A 20,869-nucleotide genomic window follows, 5' to 3' on the forward strand; every position below is an offset into this window, starting at 1 on the left:
CACGGTGGGCGATGCTTGGCTGTCTGTTTTTTCCTGCCTGCCGTTTTTGTCCAGCCCCAATGGAGAGCTGCCATGACCGATACCCCCGACCGCGACGAACGCCACCTGGCGCGCATGCTGCGCAAAAAAGCCGTGATCGACGAGCGCATCGCCAATTCCCCCAATGAGTGCGGCTTGCTGCTGGTGCTGACCGGCAACGGCAAAGGCAAGAGCAGCTCGGCATTCGGCATGCTTGCGCGCGCCATGGGCCACGGCATGCAGTGCGGTGTGGTGCAGTTCATCAAGGGGCGCAACAGCACCGGTGAGGAGTTGTTCTTCCGCCGCTTCCCCGAGCAAGTGCGTTTCCACGTGATGGGCGAAGGCTTCACCTGGGAGACCCAGGACCGCCAGCGCGATATCGCCGCCGCCGAAGCCGCCTGGGCCGTGTCCCGTGAGCTGCTGCAAGACCCCACCATCGGCCTGGTGGTGCTGGATGAGCTGAACATCGCCCTCAAGCATGGTTACCTCGACTTGGATCAGGTCCTCAGCGACCTGCAAGCGCGTCCGCCGATGCAGCACGTGGTCGTCACCGGCCGTGGCGCTAAGCCTGAACTGATCGAAATGGGCGACACCGTCACTGAAATGGGCATGCTCAAGCACGCGTTCCAGGCCGGGATCAAGGCACAGAAGGGCGTCGAACTTTGAATCAGCCCCGTCATTGCCCGGCCGTCCTGATCGCCGCACCGGCGTCCGGCCAGGGCAAAACCACTGTCACCGCCGCGCTGGCCCGTTTGCACCGCAACCTGGGACGCAGGGTACGCGTGTTCAAATGCGGCCCGGATTTCCTGGACCCGATGATCCACGAGCGCGCCAGCGGTGCGCCGGTGTATCAATTGGACATGTGGATGGTGGGCGAGCAGGAAAGTCGTCGGCTGCTGTGGGAAGCGGCGGGTGAGGCCGACCTGATCCTGATCGAAGGCGTGATGGGCCTGTTCGATGGCACACCGTCCAGCGCCGACCTGGCGCGGCATTTCGGCGTGCCGGTGCTCGGTGTGATCGACGGCACCGCCATGGCCCAGACCTTTGGCGCCCTGGCCCTGGGCCTGGCGCGTTATCAGCCGGACCTGCCGTTTGCCGGGGTACTGGCCAACCGCGTCGGTACCCTGCGCCATGCGCAGTTGCTGGAAGGCAGCCTCACCGAAGGCTTGCGCTGGTATGGCGCCCTGTCCCGCGAAACCGGGATCGAACTGCCCAGCCGCCATTTGGGCCTGGTGCAGGCCAGCGAGCTGAATGACCTCGACGTACGCCTGGACGCCGCCGCCCAGGCCCTGGGCAGCAGCTGCGAAGTCGCATTGCCGCCACCGGTGACCTTCGCCGCGCCGGAAGTGATCGAGGCCGAGCCGTTGCTGGCCGGTGTGCGCATTGCGGTGGCCCGTGACGAAGCCTTCGCCTTCACCTATGGCGCCAGCCTCGACCTGCTGCGGGCGATGGGGGCCGAACTGACGTTTTTCTCGCCGATCCATGATTGCCAACTGCCCGAGGCTGACAGCCTGTACTTGCCCGGCGGTTACCCGGAATTGCACCACCAGGCGCTGTCGCAAAACACGCCGATGCTTGACGCCATTCGTAACCACCATGCCGCCGGCAAACCCTTGCTCGCCGAGTGTGGCGGCATGCTCTACCTGCTGGATTCGCTCACCGATGTCGACGGCACCCGCGCCGAACTGGTCGGCCTGCTGCAAGGCGATGCGGTGATGCAAAAGAAACTCGCGGCCCTCGCCCTGCAAAGCGTCGAATTGCCGGAAGGCGTGCTGCGCGGGCACACGTATCACCATTCCCTGACCAGCACCGAGTGCCAGCCGATTGCCCGTGGCCTGAGCCCGAACGGTGGGCGCGGTGCCGAAGCGGTGTTCCGGCAGGGGCGGATGACGGCCTCTTACGTGCACTTCTATTTCCCGTCGAATCCGACGGCGGTAGCCGCGTTGTTTGCCCCGGACCGAGCTGAAACCCCATCCACTGTGGGAGGGGGCTTGCCCCCGATAGGGCCATGACCGACAACGCTTTCCCCCAGGCCGACCGCGACGCCGTCTACCGCGCCATCGCCGAACGCCGCGACATGCGCCACTTCAGCGGCGGCAGTGTCGCGCCCGAATTGCTGCATCGCCTGCTCCAGGCCGCGCACCAGGCCCCCAGTGTCGGCCTGATGCAGCCTTGGCGGTTTATCCGCATCAGCGACCGCGCATTGCGCAGCCGGATTCAACAGTTGGTGGAAGAAGAACGCGTGCGCACCGCCGAGGCGTTGGGCGAGCGCTCCGATGCGTTCATGAAGCTCAAGGTCGAAGGCATCCACGACTGCGCCGAAGTGCTGGTGGCGGCGTTGATGGATGATCGCGAGCGCCACATCTTCGGGCGGCGCACCTTGCCGGAGATGGACCTGGCGTCGCTGTCCTGTGCGATCCAGAACCTGTGGCTGGCGGCGCGGGTCGAGGGGTTGGGCATGGGCTGGGTCTCGCTGTTCGACCCCCAGGCCCTGGCCGACCTGCTGGGCCTGCCGCCCGGCGCGAAACCCCTGGCGGTCTTGTGCCTGGGGCCGGTGACGGAGTTTTACCCGGCACCGATGTTGCAGCTCGAAGGCTGGACCGAGCCTCGGCCGTTGAGTGACATGGTGTATGAAAACGCGTGGGGAGTGAGTCAATGAGTGTGGCCTTGCTGTGTGTCGCAGCAGTGGCGCTGGATGCGCTGCTGGGCGAGCCCAGGCGCTGGCATCCGCTGGTGGCGTTCGGCAATTTTGCCGGGCGCATCGAGCAGCGTTTCAACAGCGGTGGCCGGGGCTGGCGCAGCCATGGCGTGACCGCATGGGTTATCGCCGTGGTGCCGTTGACCCTGCTGGCCACCGCGTTGTCGTGGGCGCCGTATATCGGCTGGGTCCTGGAGATCCTCGCGTTGTACTGCGCCCTCGGCATGCGCAGCCTCGGCGAGCATGTGATCCCGGTGGCCCAGGCCCTGCGCAGCGATGACCTCGACGCGGCCCGCACACGGGTGAGCTACCTGGTCAGCCGCCAGACCAGTGAACTGGACCGTACCGAAGTCGCCCGTGCCGCCACCGAATCGGTGCTGGAAAACGGCAGCGATGCGGTGTTTGCCGCGCTGTTCTGGTTTGTCGTCGCCGGCGTGCCGGGCGTGGTGCTCTACCGCCTGAGCAATACGCTCGACGCGATGTGGGGCTATCGCAACGAACGCTTCGAGCGTTTCGGTTGGGCCGCGGCCAAGATCGACGATGTACTCAACTATATTCCTGCACGCCTGGTGGCCTTGACCTACGCCGTGCTGGGCAAAACCCGCCTGGCCCTCAAATGCTGGCGCACCCAGGGGCCGACCTGGGACAGCCCCAATGCCGGGCCGGTGATGGCATCCGGCGCTGGCGCGTTGGGCGTTGAGCTGGGTGGCGCCGCGATTTACCACGGCGAGGTGCACCAGCGTCCGCCACTGGGCGAAGGCCCTGCGGCGGATGCCGACTCTATCGACCGCGGCTGGCAACTGGTGCAGCGCGGCGTATGGTTGTGGTTGCTGATTCTCTGCGTGGGGGGGCAATTTTATGCTTGAGCACGGTGGCCGGCTGCGCAAGGCAGCGATTCAGTACGGGATTGCCGAGGCCGATTGGCTCGACCTGTCCAGCGGCCTCGCGCCCTGGCCGTGGCCGATCCCGGAGATTCCGCTGCGGGCCTGGGCGCGCTTGCCGGAATCGGACGACGGCCTGGAACAGGCGGCCAGCGAGTATTACGGCGCCGCGCATGTCCTGCCGGTGCCCGGCTCCCAGGCGGCGATTCAGTTGCTGCCGCGCCTGCGCCGTGCCGGCAAGGTCGGCGTGCTGTCGCCGTGCTACGCCGAACATGCCGAGGCCTGGCGGCGTGCCGGCTACGTGGTGCGTGAAGTGCAGGAGCAGGAAGTCGACTTCTTCCTCGACGTCCTCGACGTGCTGGTGGTGGTCAATCCCAATAACCCCACCGGGCTGAGCCTGGCCCCGCAACGCCTGCTGGATTGGCACACAAGGCTGGCCCAGCGCGGCGGCTGGCTGGTGGTGGACGAAGCGTTCATGGATGTCACCCCGCAGTTGAGCCTGGCGAGCCAGGCCCATCAGGTCGGCCTGATTGTGCTGCGTTCGTTCGGCAAGTTTTTCGGCCTGGCCGGTGTGCGCCTGGGCTTTGTGCTGGCCGAGCGCAGGCTGCTCAAGTTGCTGGCCGAACAGGTCGGGCCCTGGGCCGTCAGCGGGCCGACGCGGGTGCTGGGCCAAGTGTGCCTGCGCGATACCGCCGGCCATGCGCGGCAGCGGGCACGCTGCATCGAGGCCGGCCAGCGTTTGTTTGAACTGCTCGAACGCCGTGGCTTTCAACCCCAGGGCGGCTGCGCGTTGTTCCAATGGCTGATCACCCCGCACGCCGAACGCATGCACGAATTCATGGCCCAGCGCGGCATCTTGCTGCGCCTGTTTGTGCACAACAGCAGCGTACGGTTTGGCCTGCCCGACACCGAGGCCGACTGGCTGCGCCTTGACGAAGCGCTGGCGGCCTACAAGGACGCCTCATGACGACGCTGATGGTGCAAGGCACCACCTCCGATGCCGGCAAAAGTACCCTGGTGACTGCGTTGTGCCGCTGGCTGGTACGCCAGGGCATTGCCGTGGTGCCGTTCAAGCCGCAGAACATGGCGCTCAACAGCGCCGTGACAGCCGAAGGCGGCGAGATCGGCCGCGCCCAGGCGGTGCAGGCCCAGGCGGCCAACCTGGCGCCCCACACCGACATGAACCCGGTGCTGCTCAAGCCCAACAGCGACACCGGCTCCCAGGTGATCATCCATGGCCGCGCCGTGACCAGCATGAACGCGGTGGCCTATCACGACTACAAAGCCATCGCGATGCAGGCGGTGCTGGCCTCCCACGCACGGTTGAGCGAAGCCTACCCGGTGGTGATGGTGGAAGGCGCAGGCTCCCCGGCGGAGATCAACCTGCGCGCCAATGACATCGCCAACATGGGCTTCGCCGAGGCCGTCGACTGCCCGGTGCTGCTGATTGCCGACATCAATCGCGGCGGGGTGTTCGCCCATCTGGTCGGCACCCTGGAACTGCTCTCTCCCAGCGAACAGGCGCGGGTCAAGGGCTTCATCATCAACCGTTTTCGCGGCGACATCGCACTGCTGCAACCGGGCCTGGACTGGTTGGAGGCACGCACCGGCAAACCGGTGGTGGGCGTATTGCCCTACGTGATGGACCTGCACCTGGAAGCCGAGGACGGCATCGACCAACGTCAGATCGACAAGACGGCGCAGGTGCTCAAGGTGGTGGTGCCGGTGTTGCCGCGCATCAGCAACCACACGGATTTCGATCCGCTGCGCCTGCATCCCCAAGTGGATTTGCAGTTCATCGGGCCGGGCCAGCCGATTCCGGCCGCCGACCTGATCATCCTGCCGGGCTCGAAAAGTGTGCGCAGCGACCTCGCGTACCTGCGTGCCCATGGCTGGGACACCGCCGTGGCGCGGCACTTGCGCTACGGCGGCAAGGTGCTGGGGATTTGCGGCGGCTTGCAGATGCTCGGTGAGCAGGTGCACGACCCGTTGGGCCTGGAAGGGCCGGCCGGTTCCAGCGACGGCCTGGGGCTGCTGGCGTTCAGTACCACCCTGGAAGCCGAGAAACAGTTGCGTAATGTACGCGGGCGTTTGTTGCTGGAGGACGCCGAGGTCAGTGGCTATGAGATCCATGCCGGCGTGACATGCGGCGCGGCCCTGGCGAACGCCGCCGTGCTGCTGGAGGACGGTCGCCGTGACGGCGCGCACAGTGCTGATGGGCAGATTCTCGGCACGTATCTGCATGGCGTGTTCGAGACCCCGGCGGCCTGCGGTGCGTTGCTGCGTTGGGCCGGGTTGCAGGATGTGCAGGCGGTGGATTATCACGCCCTGCGCGAGCGCGATATCGAGCGCCTGGCGGATCTGGTGGAGAACCACTTGGATACCGATTTGTTGCGCAAACTGTGTGGGGTTTAAGGGTGTACACACGGTTCAAATGTGGGAGGAGCGGTGCGACGATTCGACTTGCCCCCGATAGCGGTGTATCAGGTGCTGAATTGTTCGGGTATACCGAGTACATATCCATTCCTGCGGTAACGGCCACTTATGGTTCCGCTCTTACAGCGGCTCACTTTTGGAAAGGCCCAAAAGTAAGCAAAAGGCCTTCGCCCCACCACTCGGCACCTCGCTTGGGCTCGGTGTGCCCTCACTCCGGCTTGAATCCGTGGGCCGCCGCAATGGGCCATCCCTGGCCCGGTGCGGCTAACCCGGCGTCCTGCCGGGTTACCCACGGATTCAAGCCTGCGTTCGGCCAGCGTGGTTTACGGGGCGACCTCAGATCAAAAGCCAGATCAAAAACGACTCGCTGCGCATCGTGGATGGGTGGGTGGGTAGGGGGTGTCTCATGCTTCAACTGATTTTAGGCGGCGCCCGTTCCGGTAAAAGCCGCCTGGCCGAAAAGCTCGCCAGCGACAGCGCTTTGCCCGTCATCTATATCGCCACCAGCCAACCGCTTGACGGCGAGATGAATGCCCGCGTTGCCTTGCATCGCGAGCGTCGCCCTGATCACTGGGGTTTGATCGAAGAACCTGTCGAGCTGGCGCGTGTGCTACGCGAAAACGCCGCGCCCGGTCGTTGCCTGCTGGTGGATTGCCTGACCCTGTGGTTGACCAACCTGCTGATGCTCGAAGACGCGCAGCGCCTGGCGTTCGAGCGCGATCAATTGCTGGAAAGCCTGGCCGTGCTGCCGGGTGAAATTATTTTTGTCAGCAACGAGACCGGTCTGGGTGTCGTGCCGCTGGGCGAATTGACTCGCCGCTATGTGGATGAAGCCGGTTGGCTGCATCAAGCCTTGGCCGAGCGATGTCAGCGTGTTGTCCTGACGGTTGCCGGCCTGCCCCTGACGTTGAAAGGTACTGCGTTATGACTGACACCTGGTGGCTCAACCCTTGTAAGGCCATTGACGCCTCGGCGTACGAACAAGCCCTGGCGCGCCAGCAGCAATTGACCAAGCCGGCCGGTTCCCTGGGCCAGCTGGAAGCGCTGGCCGTGCAATTGGCCGGCTTGCAGGGCCAGGTCAAGCCGTCGGTAGATCAGCTGTGGATTGCCATCTTTGCCGGTGACCATGGTGTGGTTGCCGAGGGTGTATCGGCGTTTCCCCAGGAAGTGACCGGGCAGATGCTGCATAACTTTGTCACCGGTGGCGCGGCCATCAGTGTATTGGCGCGGCAACTGGATGCGCAGTTGGAAGTGGTCGACCTCGGTACGGTGACCCCTTCGCTGAACCTGCCCGGCGTCCGTCACCTGAATATCGGCGCGGGCACCGCCAATTTCGTCAAGGGCCCGGCAATGACCGGCGCCCAGGGCCGATTGGCATTGCAGGCGGGTCGCGACAGTGTGCTGCGCGCCCGTGAAAGCGGTGCGCAGTTGTTTGTCGGCGGTGAGATGGGCATTGGCAACACCACCGCCGCCAGTGCGCTGGCCTGCGCCTTGCTCGATTGCCAGGTTGCCGAGCTGACGGGCCCGGGCACCGGATTGAATGCCCAAGGCGTCAGTCACAAGGTGGCGGTGATCGAGCGCGCGCTGGCGCTGCATGCCGCGCAGCGTGGGGATGCGCTGCACACCCTGTGCAATCTCGGCGGCTTTGAAATCGCTGCCCTGGTGGGGGCTTACCTGGCCTGTGCCCAGGAAGGCATCGTGGTGTTGGTGGATGGGTTTATCTGCACCGTCGCGGCGCTGGTCGCCACGCGCTTGAACCCGGCGTGCCGCGACTGGCTGCTGTTCGGCCATCGCGGTGCCGAGCCTGGCCATCGCCATGTCTTGCAGAGCCTCGATGCACAACCGTTGCTGGAACTCGGCCTGCGCCTGGGCGAGGGCAGTGGCGCGGCGTTGGCGGTACCGTTGCTGCGCCTGGCGTGTGCGCTGCACGGGCAGATGGCGACGTTTGCCGAAGCGGCCGTGGCAGATCGTCCGGCATGACTTTGCACCTGGACCTGTTGCGCCATGGCGAAACCGAACTGGGTGGCGGCCTGCGCGGCAGCCTTGACGATGCATTGACCGCCAAGGGCTGGGAACAGATGCGCGCCGCCGTGCTGGCGCAGGGGCCCTGGGATCGGCTGATCAGCTCGCCGCTGCAACGCTGCGCGCGGTTCGCGGAGGAACTGGGCGCGCGGTTGAATGTGCCGGTGAGCCTGGAAAAGGACCTGCAGGAACTGCACTTCGGTGCCTGGGAAGGGCAGAGTGCGGCGGCGCTGATGGAGACCGACGCCGAAGGCCTGGGCCGGTTCTGGGCCGATCCCTATAGCTTCACGCCGCCCCAGGGCGAACCGGTCAGCGCGTTTTCCCAGCGGGTTTTGGGCGCCGTCCTGCAGCTGCATAAGGCGTATGCCGGTGAGCGTGTGCTGTTGATCAGCCACGGTGGGGTGATGCGTTTGCTGTTGGCCCAGGCTCGGGGGCTGCCCCGTGGGCAGTTGCTGAATGTCGAAGTCGCTCATGGTGGGTTGTTCAACCTGCAGGTCGGCGCCGATGGCGTGTTGAAGGAAGGAATCTGAGCATGCTGCCGTTCTGGATCGCCGTGCAGTTCCTGAGCAGTTTGCCGATTCGCCTGCCGGGTATGCCGCAGCCGCAGGAACTGGGGCGCTCGTTGCTGTTTTATCCCGTGGTCGGGTTGCTGTTCGGCGTGCTGCTGTGGGGGCTCAATACGCTTTTGATCGGATCGCCGCTGTTGTTGCACGCCGCGCTGCTGCTGACGGCCTGGGTGTTGCTCAGTGGCGGCCTGCATCTCGATGGCCTGGCGGACAGCGCCGACGCCTGGCTGGGTGGCTTCGGCGACCGCGAGCGCACCCTCAGCATCATGAAAGACCCGCGCAGCGGACCGATTGCCGTGGTCACCCTGGGCCTGGTGTTGCTGCTCAAGTTCACCGCACTGGTGGCCTTGATCGAACAGCGCAACGGTGTGGCGTTGATTCTCGCGCCGTTGATCGGGCGGGCGTCGATGCTGGGGTTGTTTCTCACCACCCGTTATGTGCGAGCGGGTGGCTTGGGCCAGGCGTTGTCGGATCATCTACCCCGCGTCGTCGGGCAACAGGTGCTGATTCTCAGTGGCCTGGCCTGCATCCTGATCGGTGGTTTCAGCGGGGGGCTCGCCGTGCTGCTCGCGGCCGTGTGTTTTATCGGCCTGCGCCAACTGATGGTCAATCGCCTCGGCGGCATCACAGGCGATACCGCTGGCGCGCTGCTGGAGCTGCTGGAAGTGGCTATTCTGGTCGGTTTGGCGTTGTAACACTTTCTTGCATTTCCTTAATCGCGGGTATATACACGTTCCATGCTTGCCTCCCAATGTTTATGCACCAACCTGCGACGTGCCGCCCGTGGCGTCAGCAGGCACTACGACGGCGCCCTCGACGGCTTCGGGATCAACGTCGCCCAGTATTCCTTGCTGTGCAACCTGCAGCGCCTCGATCAACCGAGCATTTCCAGCCTGGCCGACGCCATGGGCCTGGATCGCAGCACCTTGGGGCGCAACCTGCGGGTGTTGGAAGGTGAGGGCCTGGTGCGGATGGTAGAGGGCGATGACCTGCGCAACCGCCTGGTGCTGTTGACCGCCGCCGGTGAAGAGCGCCTGGCGGCAGCGTTACCCGCCTGGGAGGCGGCGCAACAGAAATTGATCGATCAACTCGGCGCGGAAAAACGCGAAACCCTGTTGGCCTTGCTGGATGAACTCGCCTGAACGCGGGTTTGTTCGAATACAAGCGGGTATATACCCGCGAACGGAGAATAAGAAATGACGTCGATGTGGCGCACCAGTGGTTGGATCCTTGTGGGGAGTGCGCTGATCCTGGCGTTGTCCTTGGGCGTGCGGCACGGGTTCGGCCTGTTCCTGGCGCCGATGAGCAGCGAATTCGGCTGGGGCCGTGAGACCTTTGCCTTTGCCATCGCCTTGCAGAACCTGATCTGGGGCCTGGCGCAGCCGTTTACCGGTGCCCTGGCCGACCGGTTCGGCGCCACCAGGGCGGTGTTTGTCGGCGGGGTGTTGTACGCCGCAGGCCTGGTGTTGATGGGGCTGTCGGATTCGGCGTGGTCATTGTCCTTGAGTGCCGGCCTGCTGATCGGGATTGGCCTGTCGGGTACATCGTTTTCGGTGATTCTGGGCGTGGTCGGCCGCGCCGTGGCGCCGGAAAAGCGCAGCATGGCCATGGGCATCGCCAGCGCCGCCGGTTCGTTTGGCCAGTTCGCCATGGTGCCGGGCACGTTGGGCTTGATCAGTTGGCTGGGCTGGTCGGCCGCCTTGCTGGCGCTGGGCTTGATGGTGGCGCTGATCCTGCCGCTGGTGAGCATGCTCAAGGACCGCCCGCTGCCGGTCATGGCCGGCCAGCAGACCCTGGGTGAAGCCTTGAAGGAAGCCTGCTCCCACTCCGGGTTCTGGCTGCTGGCCTTCGGCTTTTTCGTCTGCGGTTTCCAGGTGGTGTTTATTGGTGTGCACCTGCCGGCCTACCTGGTGGACCAGCACTTGCCGGCCACCGTCGGTACCACGGTGTTGGCGTTGATCGGGCTGTTCAATATCTTCGGTACCTACACCGCCGGCTGGCTCGGCGGGCGCATGTCCAAGCCGCGCCTGTTGACCGGGTTGTACCTGCTGCGCGCGGTGGTGATCATCCTGTTCCTGTGGGCACCGGTGACCGAAGTCACGGCCTACCTGTTCGGCATGGCCATGGGCTTTTTGTGGCTGTCCACGGTGCCGCTGACCAACGGCACGGTCGCCACGTTGTTCGGAGTGCGAAACCTGTCCATGCTCGGTGGGATCGTGTTCCTTTTCCACCAGCTTGGCTCGTTCCTTGGCGGCTGGTTGGGCGGAGTGGTCTATGATCGAACCGGTAACTACGATTTGATCTGGCAAGTCGCGATCCTGTTGAGCGTGCTCGCCGCAGCCCTGAATTGGCCGGTGCGTGAGCGGCCGGTGGCGCGATTGCAGGCGCAGATGGAGGCGGCATGAGTTCGACCTGGTATTGGTGTTGCGGGGCCGCCGCGACCGCGCTGTTGCTGGCCCTGGCCTGGTGGGGCTGGCAGCGCGGTGGCCTGGCGTTGATGCAACTGGGTATGTCGATCTGTTAAGTTCGGTGCCTGAACTTTTTAAAGGACTTTTCGACATGCAGATGCGCTGGCTGGCTGTACCTGTGCTGATGGCTGCTTTTGGCGGGGTGGCGTTGGCTGCCGATTGCCCGCCGTTGCTGGAGGGTCAACTGCCCAAGTTGCGCGCCAAGGAATCCATCGACCTGTGCCAACGTTTTGCCGGCAAGCCCCTGGTGATCGTCAACACGGCAAGCTTTTGCGGGTTCGCGCCGCAATTCAAAGGCCTCGAAGCGCTGTATCAGCGCTACAAGGATGAAGGGTTGGAGGTGATCGGCGTGCCATCCGATGACTTCAAGCAGGAAGCCAAGACCGGCGAAGAAACCGCCAAGGTCTGCTACGTGAACTACGGCGTGACCTTCACCATGACCGAGCCGCAGAAGGTCAAGGGTCCGGACGCGGTGCACCTGTTCAAGGTATTGGCGCAGCAGAGCAATGCGCCGAAGTGGAATTTCTACAAGTACGTGGTCGACCGCCAGGGCAAGGTGATTGCCGATTTCTCCAGCCTGACCAAGCCGGACAGCCCCGACCTGATCAAGGCGGTGGAGCAGGCGATAGCGTCCAAACCCTGATTATCGGGCACTGAAAAGCCCCGCCTCCCTTGCGGGAGAGCGGGGCTTTTTTACACCCATCCGGATCAGAAGGTGTAGGTCATGCCCAGGCCGAAACCGTTGGCACTGTTTTCGTATTTGGCGCGGTAACTGGCTGTCGACGGGGCGTTAGCCGTCTGGTTGATCTTGACGTCTTCTTCTTTCAGGTACGAATACGCCAAGTCGACGGTCATGTTATCCATGACTTTGTAGCCCAGGCCCACGCTGAAGATCGTACGGTCGCCCGTCGGGATGCGCGGCGAACGATCGGTGTTGTTGGCCGGGGATTGGTCGAAGGTCAGGCCGGTACGCAGCACGACTTGCTTGGTCAACTGATACGAGGTACCCACGGCGTAGGCCCAGGTGTCATGCCAGTTTTGTTCTTCGGTGATGGAACCGAGTTGGCTTGGCGCCAGTACGCCGCCGGCAGCCGTTACGCCTTCGTTGTTGACGGTGATCTCTTTCAGGCGACTCCAACGGGTCCAGGTTGCACCGCCGTAGAGTTTCCAGGCATCGGTCAGGTCTTGGGTGACCGACAGGTCGTAGGACTCTGGGGTGTCGATTTTCAACGAAGCGTCGTAACGGTTGTTACGCAGGAACGGTTGAGTGGCTGCTGGGCCGCTGACCGTGGTGTGGCCTTCCAGCTTGTATTTGACCTTCGAGTGGTAGGTCAGGCCCACGCGAGTGGTGTCGGTGGCCTGGACCAATACGCCGACGTTGAAACCCAGGGCGGTATCGTCACCCTTGATTTTGACGTTGGTATCGGAAGCGAGCGGGCTGAGGGTCTTGTCCGACTCGAGCACACCGGAAATCCGATTGATGGTCGGGCCGAAACCGATGGATACACGGTCGTTGAAGGCGTAGCTGACAGTGGGCTGGAAGGTCATGACCTTCACTTCGCTCTTGCTGCCGAAGCCACGGCCCTGGAAGCCGTTTTCATAGTCGGTCACCAGGCCGAACGGTGCGTATACACCGAAGCCGACGGCCCACTGATCGTTGAGTTTATTGGTGTAGAAACCGAATGGCACCGCGGTGAACGGAACCATGTCACCTTTGTTGGAGCCGCGAGAGTTGCCACCGGTATTGCTGATGTCGGTAGAGGCATCGATAGCCGCAACACCGCCGGTGATTTGCTGGCCATTCAGGCGCGACATACCGGCAGGGTTACCGTAGACAGTGCTTGCATCATCGGCAGAAGAAGAGCGGCCTGCGAAACCCGTACCCATCCCGCTGACACTCTGTTCGTTCAGTGCGAAACCGCTTGCGAACAGTTGGGAGGATGCCATGGCAACGGCGAGGCTAAGTGTGGTCTTGAGCATTACTTTTTTCATTATTAGAACTCCGTGGTGATCACCGCAGCGGAAAGTATCAATAAAATTAACATCGCGCTATAGGCTGTAATGCAGGAGATAGAGCGGTTTTGTAGGACAATCAGACCAAAATTCGGCTTTTTTGCCGAATCTTGCAAATTGCCCGGTCAGCAGGTCGCGTGATTCAAGGGCGAAACACAGGTTTGCCAGGCCTGGGCGAAATCCCGCAGCCTTCCTTGAGGATGAAATATTTCTTTCCAGATACGCGCCATGGCTAAAACATCACCGGGTGGTGGCAGGGCGGGGCTGTGTTGTTCGACCAGGAGCCAGGCGATGGCCGTGGCATAACGCAGGTTTACGGTGAGCTCCAGTTGGGGCGCACTGAGAAAGGCGTGTTGGCTGGCGAGCCCGCGTACCAGGCTGGCACGCTCGGGGTCGAGCGCCAGGTAGTTATCCCACAAGGCGCGATGGCGAGGTTCGGTGATGCTGTACAGGCCGTGGCCGCGTCGATCATGCAGGGCAGAACCCAATTCCGACTGGCTGGCGGCGATACCCAGCAGCAGTGACTCAGCCGTGGGGCTCTGCTGGCCGAGGTACGTCAGCGTCGGCCGGATCACATAACGACACAATTCACTGGCTGCGATACCCATACATGCCTCAATCCGTGAAAAGGGTCGACGAGCCCTGAGAAAGGGGGCTTGGCAGCAGTGGATCGGCTCTCAGGCTCGTCGGAAGCGGATCATGCCGCTTGAGTTGAAGTGTAGTGTCATATTCATGAGGTAAAGGACTGTTTTTAAAACATCTTCTTCAACCAGTTATAACGTTTATATCGATTTGAACTTAGTGCAAATACTCGAGGCAAGAATGACGGGCAATAAAAAACCCTGTGTTTTAAACAGGGTTTTTTGTGTTTCAGCGACTCGGGTCGATCAGGCAACCAGTGCCTGACGGGTACGCTCGATCACGGCCTGCAGCGGTTCAGCGCTGGAGTATTGATCGGGGTACAGGCGTTCGCTGTGACGGGCGATGCCATGTTCGTTGACCAGGGTGAAGCTGAAGCAGCCTTTGCGAGCGGCCATGATCAGGCAGTTCATTGGGGCAAAAGCGTTGGTGAGGGTGCGAATGGCATCCTGAGTGTGGATAGCGGACATATTATTGGTGTTCCTACAAATGACACGGATAAGAACCGTGCAACGTTAAAACGTTCCAGTAACGTTGATCACCATTGATCAAACGAAGAACCCGACTGGAACAAAGCAGCCAGTTTGAAGCGCTGATTAAGTTAGGCGCGCTTGGGCTGGCAGGTAGGTACTTAGGAGGGCAGGCAACACAACAAGGGCAAAGGTTCTGGGCCCGGGGTGAAGATCCTGATCAATTTGCAGGTTGGTTCGGTCAGAGTATGAAAACTTCGCGGCACCCTTTGCTTGTTCAAAGGCAGTGTCGTCGCAAGTGATACCTGGAAACCATCGAGGTGGTCGATCCCGTGTTGTTCAGGGGAGTTGTTCGACCAGAATTGACTTTCAGCTTGGTACTAACGCTGCGGATAGTAACGGATTGAAACAGGCAATGGAAGCGCGTTAATCAAAAAACTTCAATCAGCCGCCCAGCAGGCCGCGATACACCAGCACCGTGACGGCGGCGGCCAGGGAACAACCCAACCCATAGGCGGCCAGGGTCAGGCGCAAGGATTGGCCGGTCTCGACCATCTTCATCACATCGCCCATGTCGTCGATACGCCCTTCACCCAGCTCGATGCACAAGCTCACGGCGGTGAACGCGGCCGATAGCAGGATGGCGATGGCAAACAACGCCCCATCCGGGGATGGCAGCGCGACATTGATCCCTAATGAAATGGCGCAGATGGCGAGTAACAACACGGCGAATAACAGCATTCCTTTCATCGGCCCACTCAGCGTTGTGTTGTCCGTCGGGCAGTGTGGCGAGCTGGCAAAGATTTGAAAAGTCCCTGTTTTGCCTCGGCGGTAACATTTTTGAGGGCTATCGCTTCAAAAAAAGCCGGGGATATAACCATCGGGTCGGTACTTGTGCACATTAGTTGCGGCGTGTGTAACCAGGCTGTCGATCGCTGGACAGGGCTGCCATTTGCCTGCAATGGAAATTTAAGTCAATGAAAAATCTGGCTTTTTTTTATTGGTGAAAAAATCGTCAGTTTGACTGCGGGCCCCGTTCCATGGGCCTTTGCGCGAGTTAAAGGCTGGTTGTCCACTGAGTTATCCACAGCTTCTGTGGATTGTCCCGAGCGCTTGCTCTAGAACGGGCGTGCCGGGTTTTTTCAGCTTTACCTGTGCGAAAAAAAGAGTAGAGTGGCGCGCCTTCCGTTCTGTCCCACAGTGCTTTATGAAGTTTCGCTCAGTATCACCTTCTGTTACCGACACCCCCCAGACTGTTACCGCACCCAAGCGTTTTTCCTTGAAAGTCGCCCTGTGGTTGCTCGACAGCCCACGCCTGGGGCATAGCACCAACGTCAAACACTTCGCCGGGCGCTTGCTCAAGCAGCCGGCCCGTGAGGGCGTAGTGGCTGCGCAAAGCCGTCTGGGCCAATTGATGTGCCGCGAGTGCGGCAACGCCCGCGACCGCCGCATCGGCCACGATCTGCTGCGCCTGGCCGCCCGTGCCGGTGACCGCCGTGCCCAACGGGAACTGGGTCAGGTCGAAGACTGAGCTGTCCTCACGCTCTACGCTTGGTTAACCTTGCTCCTTTTCGGTGATGGCAGAAATGGCTATGGTTTTTGACTGGACCAGTGTTGCCCTGGGCCTGGCTGGCGCCGCAGTGCCTTTATTGGCGGTGTGCTGGCAGATTCAGCGGCGGTTGACCGCGCGGACCACCGGTTGGGAACTGCTCGAAGAGCGCCTGGCCACTGCGCAACTGGCCCAGGAGGGCCTCGCCGCTCAACTGGATGCCAGTCGCGATGAAATCAGCGATCTGAGCCAGGCCAACGCCGCCAAGCAAGCGGACCTGGCTGCAGTGCGCCGCGAGGTCGAGCTGTTGCAGATCGACCGCGACAACGCCCGCGACGCCGCCCACGCCTGGAACCTTGACCGCAGCGCCAAGGAAACCGAATTACGCCGCCTCGACGCATTGTCGGCCGCCTTGCGCGCCGAACTGCGCGAGCAGCAGGAAAGCCATCAGCAGCGCCTCGCCGACCTGCAGGGCTCGCGGGACGAGTTGCGTGCGCAATTCGCTGAGCTGGCCGGCAAGATCTTCGATGAGCGTGAGCAGCGCTTTGCCGAGACCAGCCAGGAGCGCCTTGGCCAGTTGCTCGATCCCTTGAAGGAACGCATCCAGTCCTTCGAAAAACGCGTGGAAGAGAGCTATCAGAACGAGGCTCGCGAGCGCTTTTCCCTGGCCAAGGAGCTTGAACGCCTGCAGCAGCTGAACCTGCGTCTGTCAGACGAAGCCACCAACCTGACCCGCGCCCTCAAGGGCCAGAAAACCCAGGGCAACTGGGGTGAGTTGATCCTCGAACGGGTGCTGGAACACGCCGGCCTGGAGAAGGGCCGCGAGTACCAGACCCAGGTCAGCTTGAAGGGCCCGGACGGTGAGCGCTTCCAACCGGATGTGCTGATCATGCTGCCCGGCGACAAGCAGGTGGTGGTGGATTCCAAGGTCAGCCTGACCGCGTACCAGCAGTATGTCGCGGCGGATGATGAGGTGATCGGCCAGGCAGCCTTGAAGCAGCACGTACTGTCGCTGCGCAATCACGTCAAAGGCTTGGCCGGCAAGGATTACAAACGCCTGGAAGGCCTGCACAGCCTGGATTTCGTGTTGTTGTTCGTACCGATCGAAGCCGCTTTTTCCGCGGCCTTGCAGGCCGAACCGAATCTGTTCCAAGAGGCCTTCGACCGGCATATCGTGATCGTCAGCCCAACGACGCTGCTCGCCACCCTGCGGGTGATCGACAGTCTCTGGAAGCAAGAGCGTCAAAGCCAGAACGCCCGCGAAATCGCCGAACGCGCCGGGTGGCTGTACGACAAGTTCGTGCTGTTTATCCAGGACCTGGACGAAGTGGGCAATCGTCTACAGCAATTGGACAAGGCTTACAGCGCGGCGCGGAACAAGCTGACAGATGGGCGCGGAAACCTGGTCAGTCGCACCGAGCAATTAAGGTTGCTCGGTGCGCGTGCCAGCAAGAGCCTGCCGGCGGATTTGCTGGAGCGGGCGATGACCGACGCCGACGGCGTGGCGCACCTGCCCGAATAAACACAATCCGAAAGGTGGAAGGGGGCAAGCCCCCTCCCCAATTTTGACTGAGTACATCCGGTTTACAGCGGTAAGTGTCGACTCAGCAACGCCCGCAGCGCGGCGGGTTTCACCGGTTTGGCGAGGTAATCCAACCCTGCCGCATGCACCTCTGCCACCATCTCCGGGCGGCCGTCGGCACTGATGACCACACCGGGAATCGGCTCCGCCATTTGCGCCCGCAGCCAGCCCATGAGCTCGGTGCCAGTCTCGCCGTGGTCGAGGTGGTAATCCACCAGCGCCAGTTGCGGGCGTACGCCTTGCTCCAGCAGCGCCGCACATTGCGCCTGGTCGGTGGCGGTCCACACTTCACAGCCCCAACGTGTCAGCAGGCTGCGCATACCGATCAGGATGCTCTCTTCGTTATCCACGCAGAGCACTTGCGCGCCGCTTAACGGCAGGCCGTTCTCCTGGGCAGGCTTGGGCTGCGGGCTGGCCTGGTTGCGTGCCAGCGGCACACGCACGCTGAACACGCTGCCCTTGCCCGGCCAGGAGCGTACGCTCAAGCGATGGCCCAGCACCCGGCACAGGCCGTCGGCAATCGCCAGGCCCAGGCCCAGGCCTTTCTCGGCGCGGGTCTGGTGGCTGTCCAGGCGCTTGAACTCTTCGAAGATCACCTTCTGTTTATCCAACGGGATGCCAGGGCCTCGGTCCCAGACTTCCAGGCACAGCTCGCCCTTGCGCCGACGTACGCCCAGCAGCACCGGGCCGTCGGCATACCGGAAAGCGTTAGTCAGGAAATTCTGCAGGATCCGCCGCAGCAACTTGATGTCACTGTCCACGCGCAAGCGGCTGCCGCGCAGGCGAAAACGCAGGCCTTGTTCCTGGGCCAGGGCCTTGAATTCCGCGCCGAGGGTGTCGAACAGTTCGTTGAGCACAAAGGGCTGGCGCTGCGGGTTGATCTTGCCGTTTTCCAGGCGCGAGATATCCAGCAGGTCGCTGATCAGGTCTTCGGCCGAACGCAGCGAGCTGTCCAGGTGCTGTACCAGTTGCCGGGCTTCGCTGGACAGGCCGTCGTTCTGGTGGGAAAGGGCGGCGGAGAACAGCCGGGCGGCGTTCAGCGGTTGCATCAGGTCATGGCTGACGGCCGCGAGGAAGCGGGTCTTTGACTGGCTGGCGGACTCGGCAACGCCCTTGGCATCGGTGAGCGCCACATTGAGCTGCGACAGTTCGTGGGTGCGCTCGGTCACCCGTTGCTCGAGGCCTTCGTTGGCCTCGGTAAGTGCCTGCTCGGCCTCGCGGAACGCGGTAATGTCGGTGAAGCTCATGACGAAGCCGCCGCCGGGCATCGGGTTGCCGATCAGCTCGATCACCCGCCCATTCGGGAACAGCCGCTCTGAGGTATGCGCGCGGCCCTGGCGCATCCAGTGCAGGCGGCGTGCCACGTGGACCTCGGCTTCGCCCGGTCCGCACAGGCCGCGCTCGGCGTTGTAGCGGATGATGTCGGCAATCGGTCGGCCTACGCTGATCAGCCCGTCCGGGTAATTGAACAACTCCAGGTAACGCCGGTTCCAGGCCACCAGCTTGAGGGACTGGTCCACCACACTGATGCCCTGGGTGATGTTCTCGATGGCGCCTTGCAGCAAGGCACGATTGAATTGCAGCACTTCGGACGCTTCGTCGGCGATGCGTACCACGTCTTCCAGCTGCATTTCCCGCCCTTCGATCGCCGCTTTCACCACGGCCCGGGTCGAGGATGCGCCGAGCACACCGGCCAGCAATCGCTCGGTGTGGGCGATCCAGTCGTTGTCGGCATTCTGGTTGGGGTTAAAGCCTTTGCCCTGGCGATAGGCGAAGCGGATAAAACTCTGCTGGGCCCGTTCTTCGCCGACAAACCGCGCGGCCAGGCTGAGCAGGTCGCTGATCTGTACCGACAGCATCGAGCGGGCATTGGCGCGCGGGCTGATTTCCTGGCCGATAAAGCGCCCGGCTTGCCAGTGTTCCGACACGCGCGTGCGCGACAGCATCGACACCCACACGAACAGCGTGAAGTTACCTGTCAGGGAGAACACGGTGCCCAGGGTCAGTGAGGTGACGGACAAACCGAGCGGGTGCGAATGCATCCACGTCAGCCCCGGGAAAATGGCGAGGGACCAACCCAGGCTTTTCGCGGTAACCGGCAGGACCAAGGTGTAGAACCACAGGAACGTACCCGCCGCCAGCCCCGCAAATACACCGCGTCGGTTGGCTTGCTTCCAATACAGTGCGCCAAGCATGGCCGGGGCCAGTTGAGTCACTGCGGCAAACGCGATCTGGCCGATGGTCGCCAGGCTCGCGGTGGAGCCCAGCAGGCGGTAGCTGACATACGCCAGCAGCAGGATGATCACGATGCTGACCCGGCGCACCGACAGCATCCAGTGGCGGAACACTTCGAACGGGCGCTCGGCGCTGGAACGGCGCAGCAGCCAGGGCAGCAGCATGTCGTTGGAGACCATGGTCGACAAGGCGATGCTCGCCACGATCACCATGCCGGTGGCCGCCGACGCACCGCCGATAAACGCCAGCACGGCGAGGGCCGGGTGAGCCTCGGCCATGGGCAGGCTGATCACGTAGGAGTCCGGCAGCACCGAGCCGGGCAGCATCATTTTGCCGCCCAAGGCGATCGGCACGACAAACAGCGCGGCGAGGATCAGGTAGGCCGGAAACACCCACTTGGCCAGGCGCAGATCCTGGGGGTCGATGTTCTCCACGACCGTCACATGGAACTGCCGAGGCAAGCAGATGATCGCCATCATGGCGACGCCGGTCTGCACCACCATCGACGGCCAGTTGATGGTTTCCTTCCAGTATTCCTCCAGGCGTGGCGCGAGCATCGCCTGGCTGAACAGGTCGCCGAAACCGTCGTACAGGCCGTAGGTCACGAACGCCCCGACCGCGAGAAAGGCGAACAGCTTCACCAACGATTCAAACGCAATCGCCAGCACCATGCCGCGGTGGTGTTCGGTGGCGTCGAGGTTGCGGGTACCGAACACAATGGTGAACAACGCCAGCACCAGGGACACGATCAAGGCGGTGTCTTGCGCGCGGGTGCCGGTGGTGTCGGCACCTGCGCCAATCAGCAGGTTGACCCCCAGCACGATGCCTTTGAGTTGCAGGGCGATATAAGGCAGCACGCCCACCAGGCAGATCAGCGCGACCACCACCGCCAGGGACTGGGATTTGCCATAGCGTGCGGCGATGAAGTCGGCGATGGAGGTGATGTTTTCCTGCTTGCTGATCAGGATCATCTTCTGCAGGACCCAGGGTGCCAACACCAGCAACAGCACCGGTCCCAGGTAGATCGGTAAGAACGCCCACAGTTGTTCGGCGGCCTGGCCTACGGCGCCGAAGAAGGTCCAGCTGGTGCAGTAGACGGCCAGCGACAGGCTATAGACCCAGGCACGCATGCGCGGCGGCAGCGGCGCACGGCGGCGGTCCCCGTAGAAGGCGATGGCAAACATAATGGCCATATAGGCCAGGGCAACGGCGGCGATCAGCCCGCTGGACAGCGTCATGGTAACTCCGAGCATGAGAACACCCAGGCATTCCAGGCCCGGTTGGACAGTCTC

Annotated in this window: 21 protein-coding genes; 16 read left to right on the plus strand and 5 right to left on the minus strand. The window is 62.7% G+C overall.

The features are described 5' to 3' along the window. Positions 1-72: 72 nt before the first annotated feature. The 14 genes from cobO (at position 73) to C8K58_RS12140 (ending at position 11,732) form a co-directional block, all read left to right on the plus strand. Entirely contained in the window at positions 73-684 is a 612-nt protein-coding gene (gene cobO / locus C8K58_RS12075; protein ID WP_027603802.1) for a cob(I)yrinic acid a,c-diamide adenosyltransferase, read from the plus strand. Continuing rightward, entirely contained in the window at positions 681-2,030 is a 1,350-nt protein-coding gene (locus C8K58_RS12080) for a cobyrinate a,c-diamide synthase (RefSeq protein WP_027603803.1), read from the plus strand. The genes cobO and C8K58_RS12080 overlap by 4 nt, the downstream gene beginning before the upstream one ends. Continuing rightward, the gene (gene bluB, locus C8K58_RS12085; protein ID WP_092355249.1) at positions 2,027-2,677 is read left to right on the plus strand and encodes a 5,6-dimethylbenzimidazole synthase; all 651 of its coding nucleotides are present in this window, start codon (positions 2,027-2,029) and stop codon (positions 2,675-2,677) included. Before C8K58_RS12080 ends, bluB begins: the two co-directional genes overlap by 4 nt. Next, complete coding sequence (gene cbiB, locus C8K58_RS12090) at positions 2,674-3,582, plus strand: adenosylcobinamide-phosphate synthase CbiB (RefSeq protein WP_092355246.1); 909 nt, start codon at positions 2,674-2,676, stop codon at positions 3,580-3,582. The genes bluB and cbiB overlap by 4 nt, the downstream gene beginning before the upstream one ends. Further along, the gene (gene cobD / locus C8K58_RS12095) at positions 3,575-4,564 is read left to right on the plus strand and encodes a threonine-phosphate decarboxylase CobD (RefSeq protein WP_092355243.1); all 990 of its coding nucleotides are present in this window, start codon (positions 3,575-3,577) and stop codon (positions 4,562-4,564) included. The genes cbiB and cobD overlap by 8 nt, the downstream gene beginning before the upstream one ends. Beyond that, positions 4,561-6,012, plus strand: coding sequence for a cobyric acid synthase (locus tag C8K58_RS12100; protein WP_092355240.1), 1,452 nt, complete (start codon positions 4,561-4,563; stop codon positions 6,010-6,012). Before cobD ends, C8K58_RS12100 begins: the two co-directional genes overlap by 4 nt. A 427-nt stretch (positions 6,013-6,439) precedes the next feature. Next, positions 6,440-6,961: a bifunctional adenosylcobinamide kinase/adenosylcobinamide-phosphate guanylyltransferase gene (gene cobU / locus C8K58_RS12110; protein ID WP_092355238.1), complete on the plus strand. Its 522-nt coding sequence runs from the start codon at positions 6,440-6,442 to the stop codon at positions 6,959-6,961. Continuing rightward, positions 6,958-8,013, plus strand: a complete 1,056-nt coding sequence (gene cobT / locus C8K58_RS12115; protein ID WP_092355235.1) for a nicotinate-nucleotide--dimethylbenzimidazole phosphoribosyltransferase — start codon at positions 6,958-6,960, stop codon at positions 8,011-8,013. Before cobU ends, cobT begins: the two co-directional genes overlap by 4 nt. Then, positions 8,010-8,585: an alpha-ribazole phosphatase family protein gene (cobC, locus tag C8K58_RS12120; protein ID WP_092355232.1), complete on the plus strand. Its 576-nt coding sequence runs from the start codon at positions 8,010-8,012 to the stop codon at positions 8,583-8,585. The genes cobT and cobC overlap by 4 nt, the downstream gene beginning before the upstream one ends. Before the next feature lie 2 nt (positions 8,586-8,587). After that, positions 8,588-9,316, plus strand: coding sequence for an adenosylcobinamide-GDP ribazoletransferase (locus tag C8K58_RS12125; RefSeq protein WP_108573763.1), 729 nt, complete (start codon positions 8,588-8,590; stop codon positions 9,314-9,316). A 42-nt stretch (positions 9,317-9,358) separates the two neighbouring features. After that, entirely contained in the window at positions 9,359-9,763 is a 405-nt protein-coding gene (locus C8K58_RS12130) for a MarR family winged helix-turn-helix transcriptional regulator (protein WP_027603812.1), read from the plus strand. A gap of 63 nt (positions 9,764-9,826) precedes the next feature. Beyond that, positions 9,827-11,026 (plus strand): MFS transporter, encoded by a 1,200-nt coding sequence (locus C8K58_RS12135; protein WP_166655305.1) that lies wholly within the window; start codon positions 9,827-9,829, stop codon positions 11,024-11,026. Then, a complete protein-coding gene (locus tag C8K58_RS32695; RefSeq protein WP_256568629.1) occupies positions 11,023-11,145 on the plus strand; it encodes a hypothetical protein in 123 nt (40 codons plus the stop codon). The genes C8K58_RS12135 and C8K58_RS32695 overlap by 4 nt, the downstream gene beginning before the upstream one ends. A gap of 35 nt (positions 11,146-11,180) precedes the next feature. Further along, entirely contained in the window at positions 11,181-11,732 is a 552-nt protein-coding gene (locus C8K58_RS12140; RefSeq protein ID WP_027603814.1) for a glutathione peroxidase, read from the plus strand. A 65-nt stretch (positions 11,733-11,797) separates the two neighbouring features. Here C8K58_RS12140 and C8K58_RS12145 read toward each other — a convergent pair whose 3' ends face one another. The 4 genes from C8K58_RS12145 to C8K58_RS12165 all read right to left on the minus strand — a co-directional run bounded on the left by C8K58_RS12145 (position 11,798) and on the right by C8K58_RS12165 (position 14,961). Next, the gene (locus tag C8K58_RS12145) at positions 11,798-13,081 is read right to left on the minus strand and encodes an OmpP1/FadL family transporter (protein WP_092355226.1); all 1,284 of its coding nucleotides are present in this window, start codon (positions 13,079-13,081) and stop codon (positions 11,798-11,800) included. Between the two features lie 146 nt (positions 13,082-13,227). Further along, positions 13,228-13,710, minus strand: coding sequence for a hypothetical protein (locus tag C8K58_RS12150; protein WP_092355223.1), 483 nt, complete (start codon positions 13,708-13,710; stop codon positions 13,228-13,230). 279 nt (positions 13,711-13,989) lie between these two features. Next, on the minus strand, positions 13,990-14,211 hold the full coding sequence (locus C8K58_RS12155) for a hypothetical protein (RefSeq protein WP_010563939.1): 222 nt from the start codon (positions 14,209-14,211) through the stop codon (positions 13,990-13,992). A 444-nt stretch (positions 14,212-14,655) separates the two neighbouring features. Continuing rightward, positions 14,656-14,961: a hypothetical protein gene (locus C8K58_RS12165; RefSeq protein WP_065940586.1), complete on the minus strand. Its 306-nt coding sequence runs from the start codon at positions 14,959-14,961 to the stop codon at positions 14,656-14,658. A 457-nt stretch (positions 14,962-15,418) separates the two neighbouring features. On the opposite strand from C8K58_RS12165, the gene C8K58_RS12170 reads away from it, so the two are divergent. Beyond that, positions 15,419-15,742, plus strand: coding sequence for a hypothetical protein (locus tag C8K58_RS12170; RefSeq protein ID WP_043293316.1), 324 nt, complete (start codon positions 15,419-15,421; stop codon positions 15,740-15,742). Between the two features lie 175 nt (positions 15,743-15,917). Then, positions 15,918-17,282, plus strand: coding sequence for a DNA recombination protein RmuC (rmuC, locus tag C8K58_RS12175; RefSeq protein ID WP_174562748.1), 1,365 nt, complete (start codon positions 15,918-15,920; stop codon positions 17,280-17,282). A 62-nt stretch (positions 17,283-17,344) separates the two neighbouring features. Here rmuC and C8K58_RS12180 read toward each other — a convergent pair whose 3' ends face one another. Further along, positions 17,345-20,815, minus strand: coding sequence for a PAS domain-containing hybrid sensor histidine kinase/response regulator (locus tag C8K58_RS12180; protein ID WP_092355220.1), 3,471 nt, complete (start codon positions 20,813-20,815; stop codon positions 17,345-17,347). Positions 20,816-20,869: the final 54 nt, after the last annotated feature.

Origin of the sequence: Pseudomonas sp. GV047 (genome assembly GCF_003058245.1) — a bacterium.
In the GTDB taxonomy this organism is placed as follows: Bacteria; Pseudomonadota; Gammaproteobacteria; order Pseudomonadales; family Pseudomonadaceae; genus Aquipseudomonas; species Aquipseudomonas marginalis.

Coding starts and splice junctions, on each gene's coding strand:
- cobO (WP_027603802.1), top strand. CDS start 73: ATGACCGATACCCCCGACCGCGACGAACGCCACCTGGCGCGCATGCTG.
- bluB (WP_092355249.1), top strand. CDS start 2,027: ATGACCGACAACGCTTTCCCCCAGGCCGACCGCGACGCCGTCTACCGC.
- cbiB (WP_092355246.1), top strand. CDS start 2,674: ATGAGTGTGGCCTTGCTGTGTGTCGCAGCAGTGGCGCTGGATGCGCTG.
- cobD (WP_092355243.1), top strand. CDS start 3,575: ATGCTTGAGCACGGTGGCCGGCTGCGCAAGGCAGCGATTCAGTACGGG.
- C8K58_RS12100 (WP_092355240.1), top strand. CDS start 4,561: ATGACGACGCTGATGGTGCAAGGCACCACCTCCGATGCCGGCAAAAGT.
- cobU (WP_092355238.1), top strand. CDS start 6,440: ATGCTTCAACTGATTTTAGGCGGCGCCCGTTCCGGTAAAAGCCGCCTG.
- cobT (WP_092355235.1), top strand. CDS start 6,958: ATGACTGACACCTGGTGGCTCAACCCTTGTAAGGCCATTGACGCCTCG.
- cobC (WP_092355232.1), top strand. CDS start 8,010: ATGACTTTGCACCTGGACCTGTTGCGCCATGGCGAAACCGAACTGGGT.
- C8K58_RS12125 (WP_108573763.1), top strand. CDS start 8,588: ATGCTGCCGTTCTGGATCGCCGTGCAGTTCCTGAGCAGTTTGCCGATT.
- C8K58_RS12130 (WP_027603812.1), top strand. CDS start 9,359: ATGCTTGCCTCCCAATGTTTATGCACCAACCTGCGACGTGCCGCCCGT.
- C8K58_RS12135 (WP_166655305.1), top strand. CDS start 9,827: ATGTGGCGCACCAGTGGTTGGATCCTTGTGGGGAGTGCGCTGATCCTG.
- C8K58_RS32695 (WP_256568629.1), top strand. CDS start 11,023: ATGAGTTCGACCTGGTATTGGTGTTGCGGGGCCGCCGCGACCGCGCTG.
- C8K58_RS12140 (WP_027603814.1), top strand. CDS start 11,181: ATGCAGATGCGCTGGCTGGCTGTACCTGTGCTGATGGCTGCTTTTGGC.
- C8K58_RS12145 (WP_092355226.1), bottom strand. CDS start 13,081: ATGAAAAAAGTAATGCTCAAGACCACACTTAGCCTCGCCGTTGCCATG.
- C8K58_RS12150 (WP_092355223.1), bottom strand. CDS start 13,710: ATGGGTATCGCAGCCAGTGAATTGTGTCGTTATGTGATCCGGCCGACG.
- C8K58_RS12155 (WP_010563939.1), bottom strand. CDS start 14,211: ATGTCCGCTATCCACACTCAGGATGCCATTCGCACCCTCACCAACGCT.
- C8K58_RS12165 (WP_065940586.1), bottom strand. CDS start 14,961: ATGAAAGGAATGCTGTTATTCGCCGTGTTGTTACTCGCCATCTGCGCC.
- C8K58_RS12170 (WP_043293316.1), top strand. CDS start 15,419: ATGAAGTTTCGCTCAGTATCACCTTCTGTTACCGACACCCCCCAGACT.
- C8K58_RS12180 (WP_092355220.1), bottom strand. CDS start 20,815: ATGACGCTGTCCAGCGGGCTGATCGCCGCCGTTGCCCTGGCCTATATG.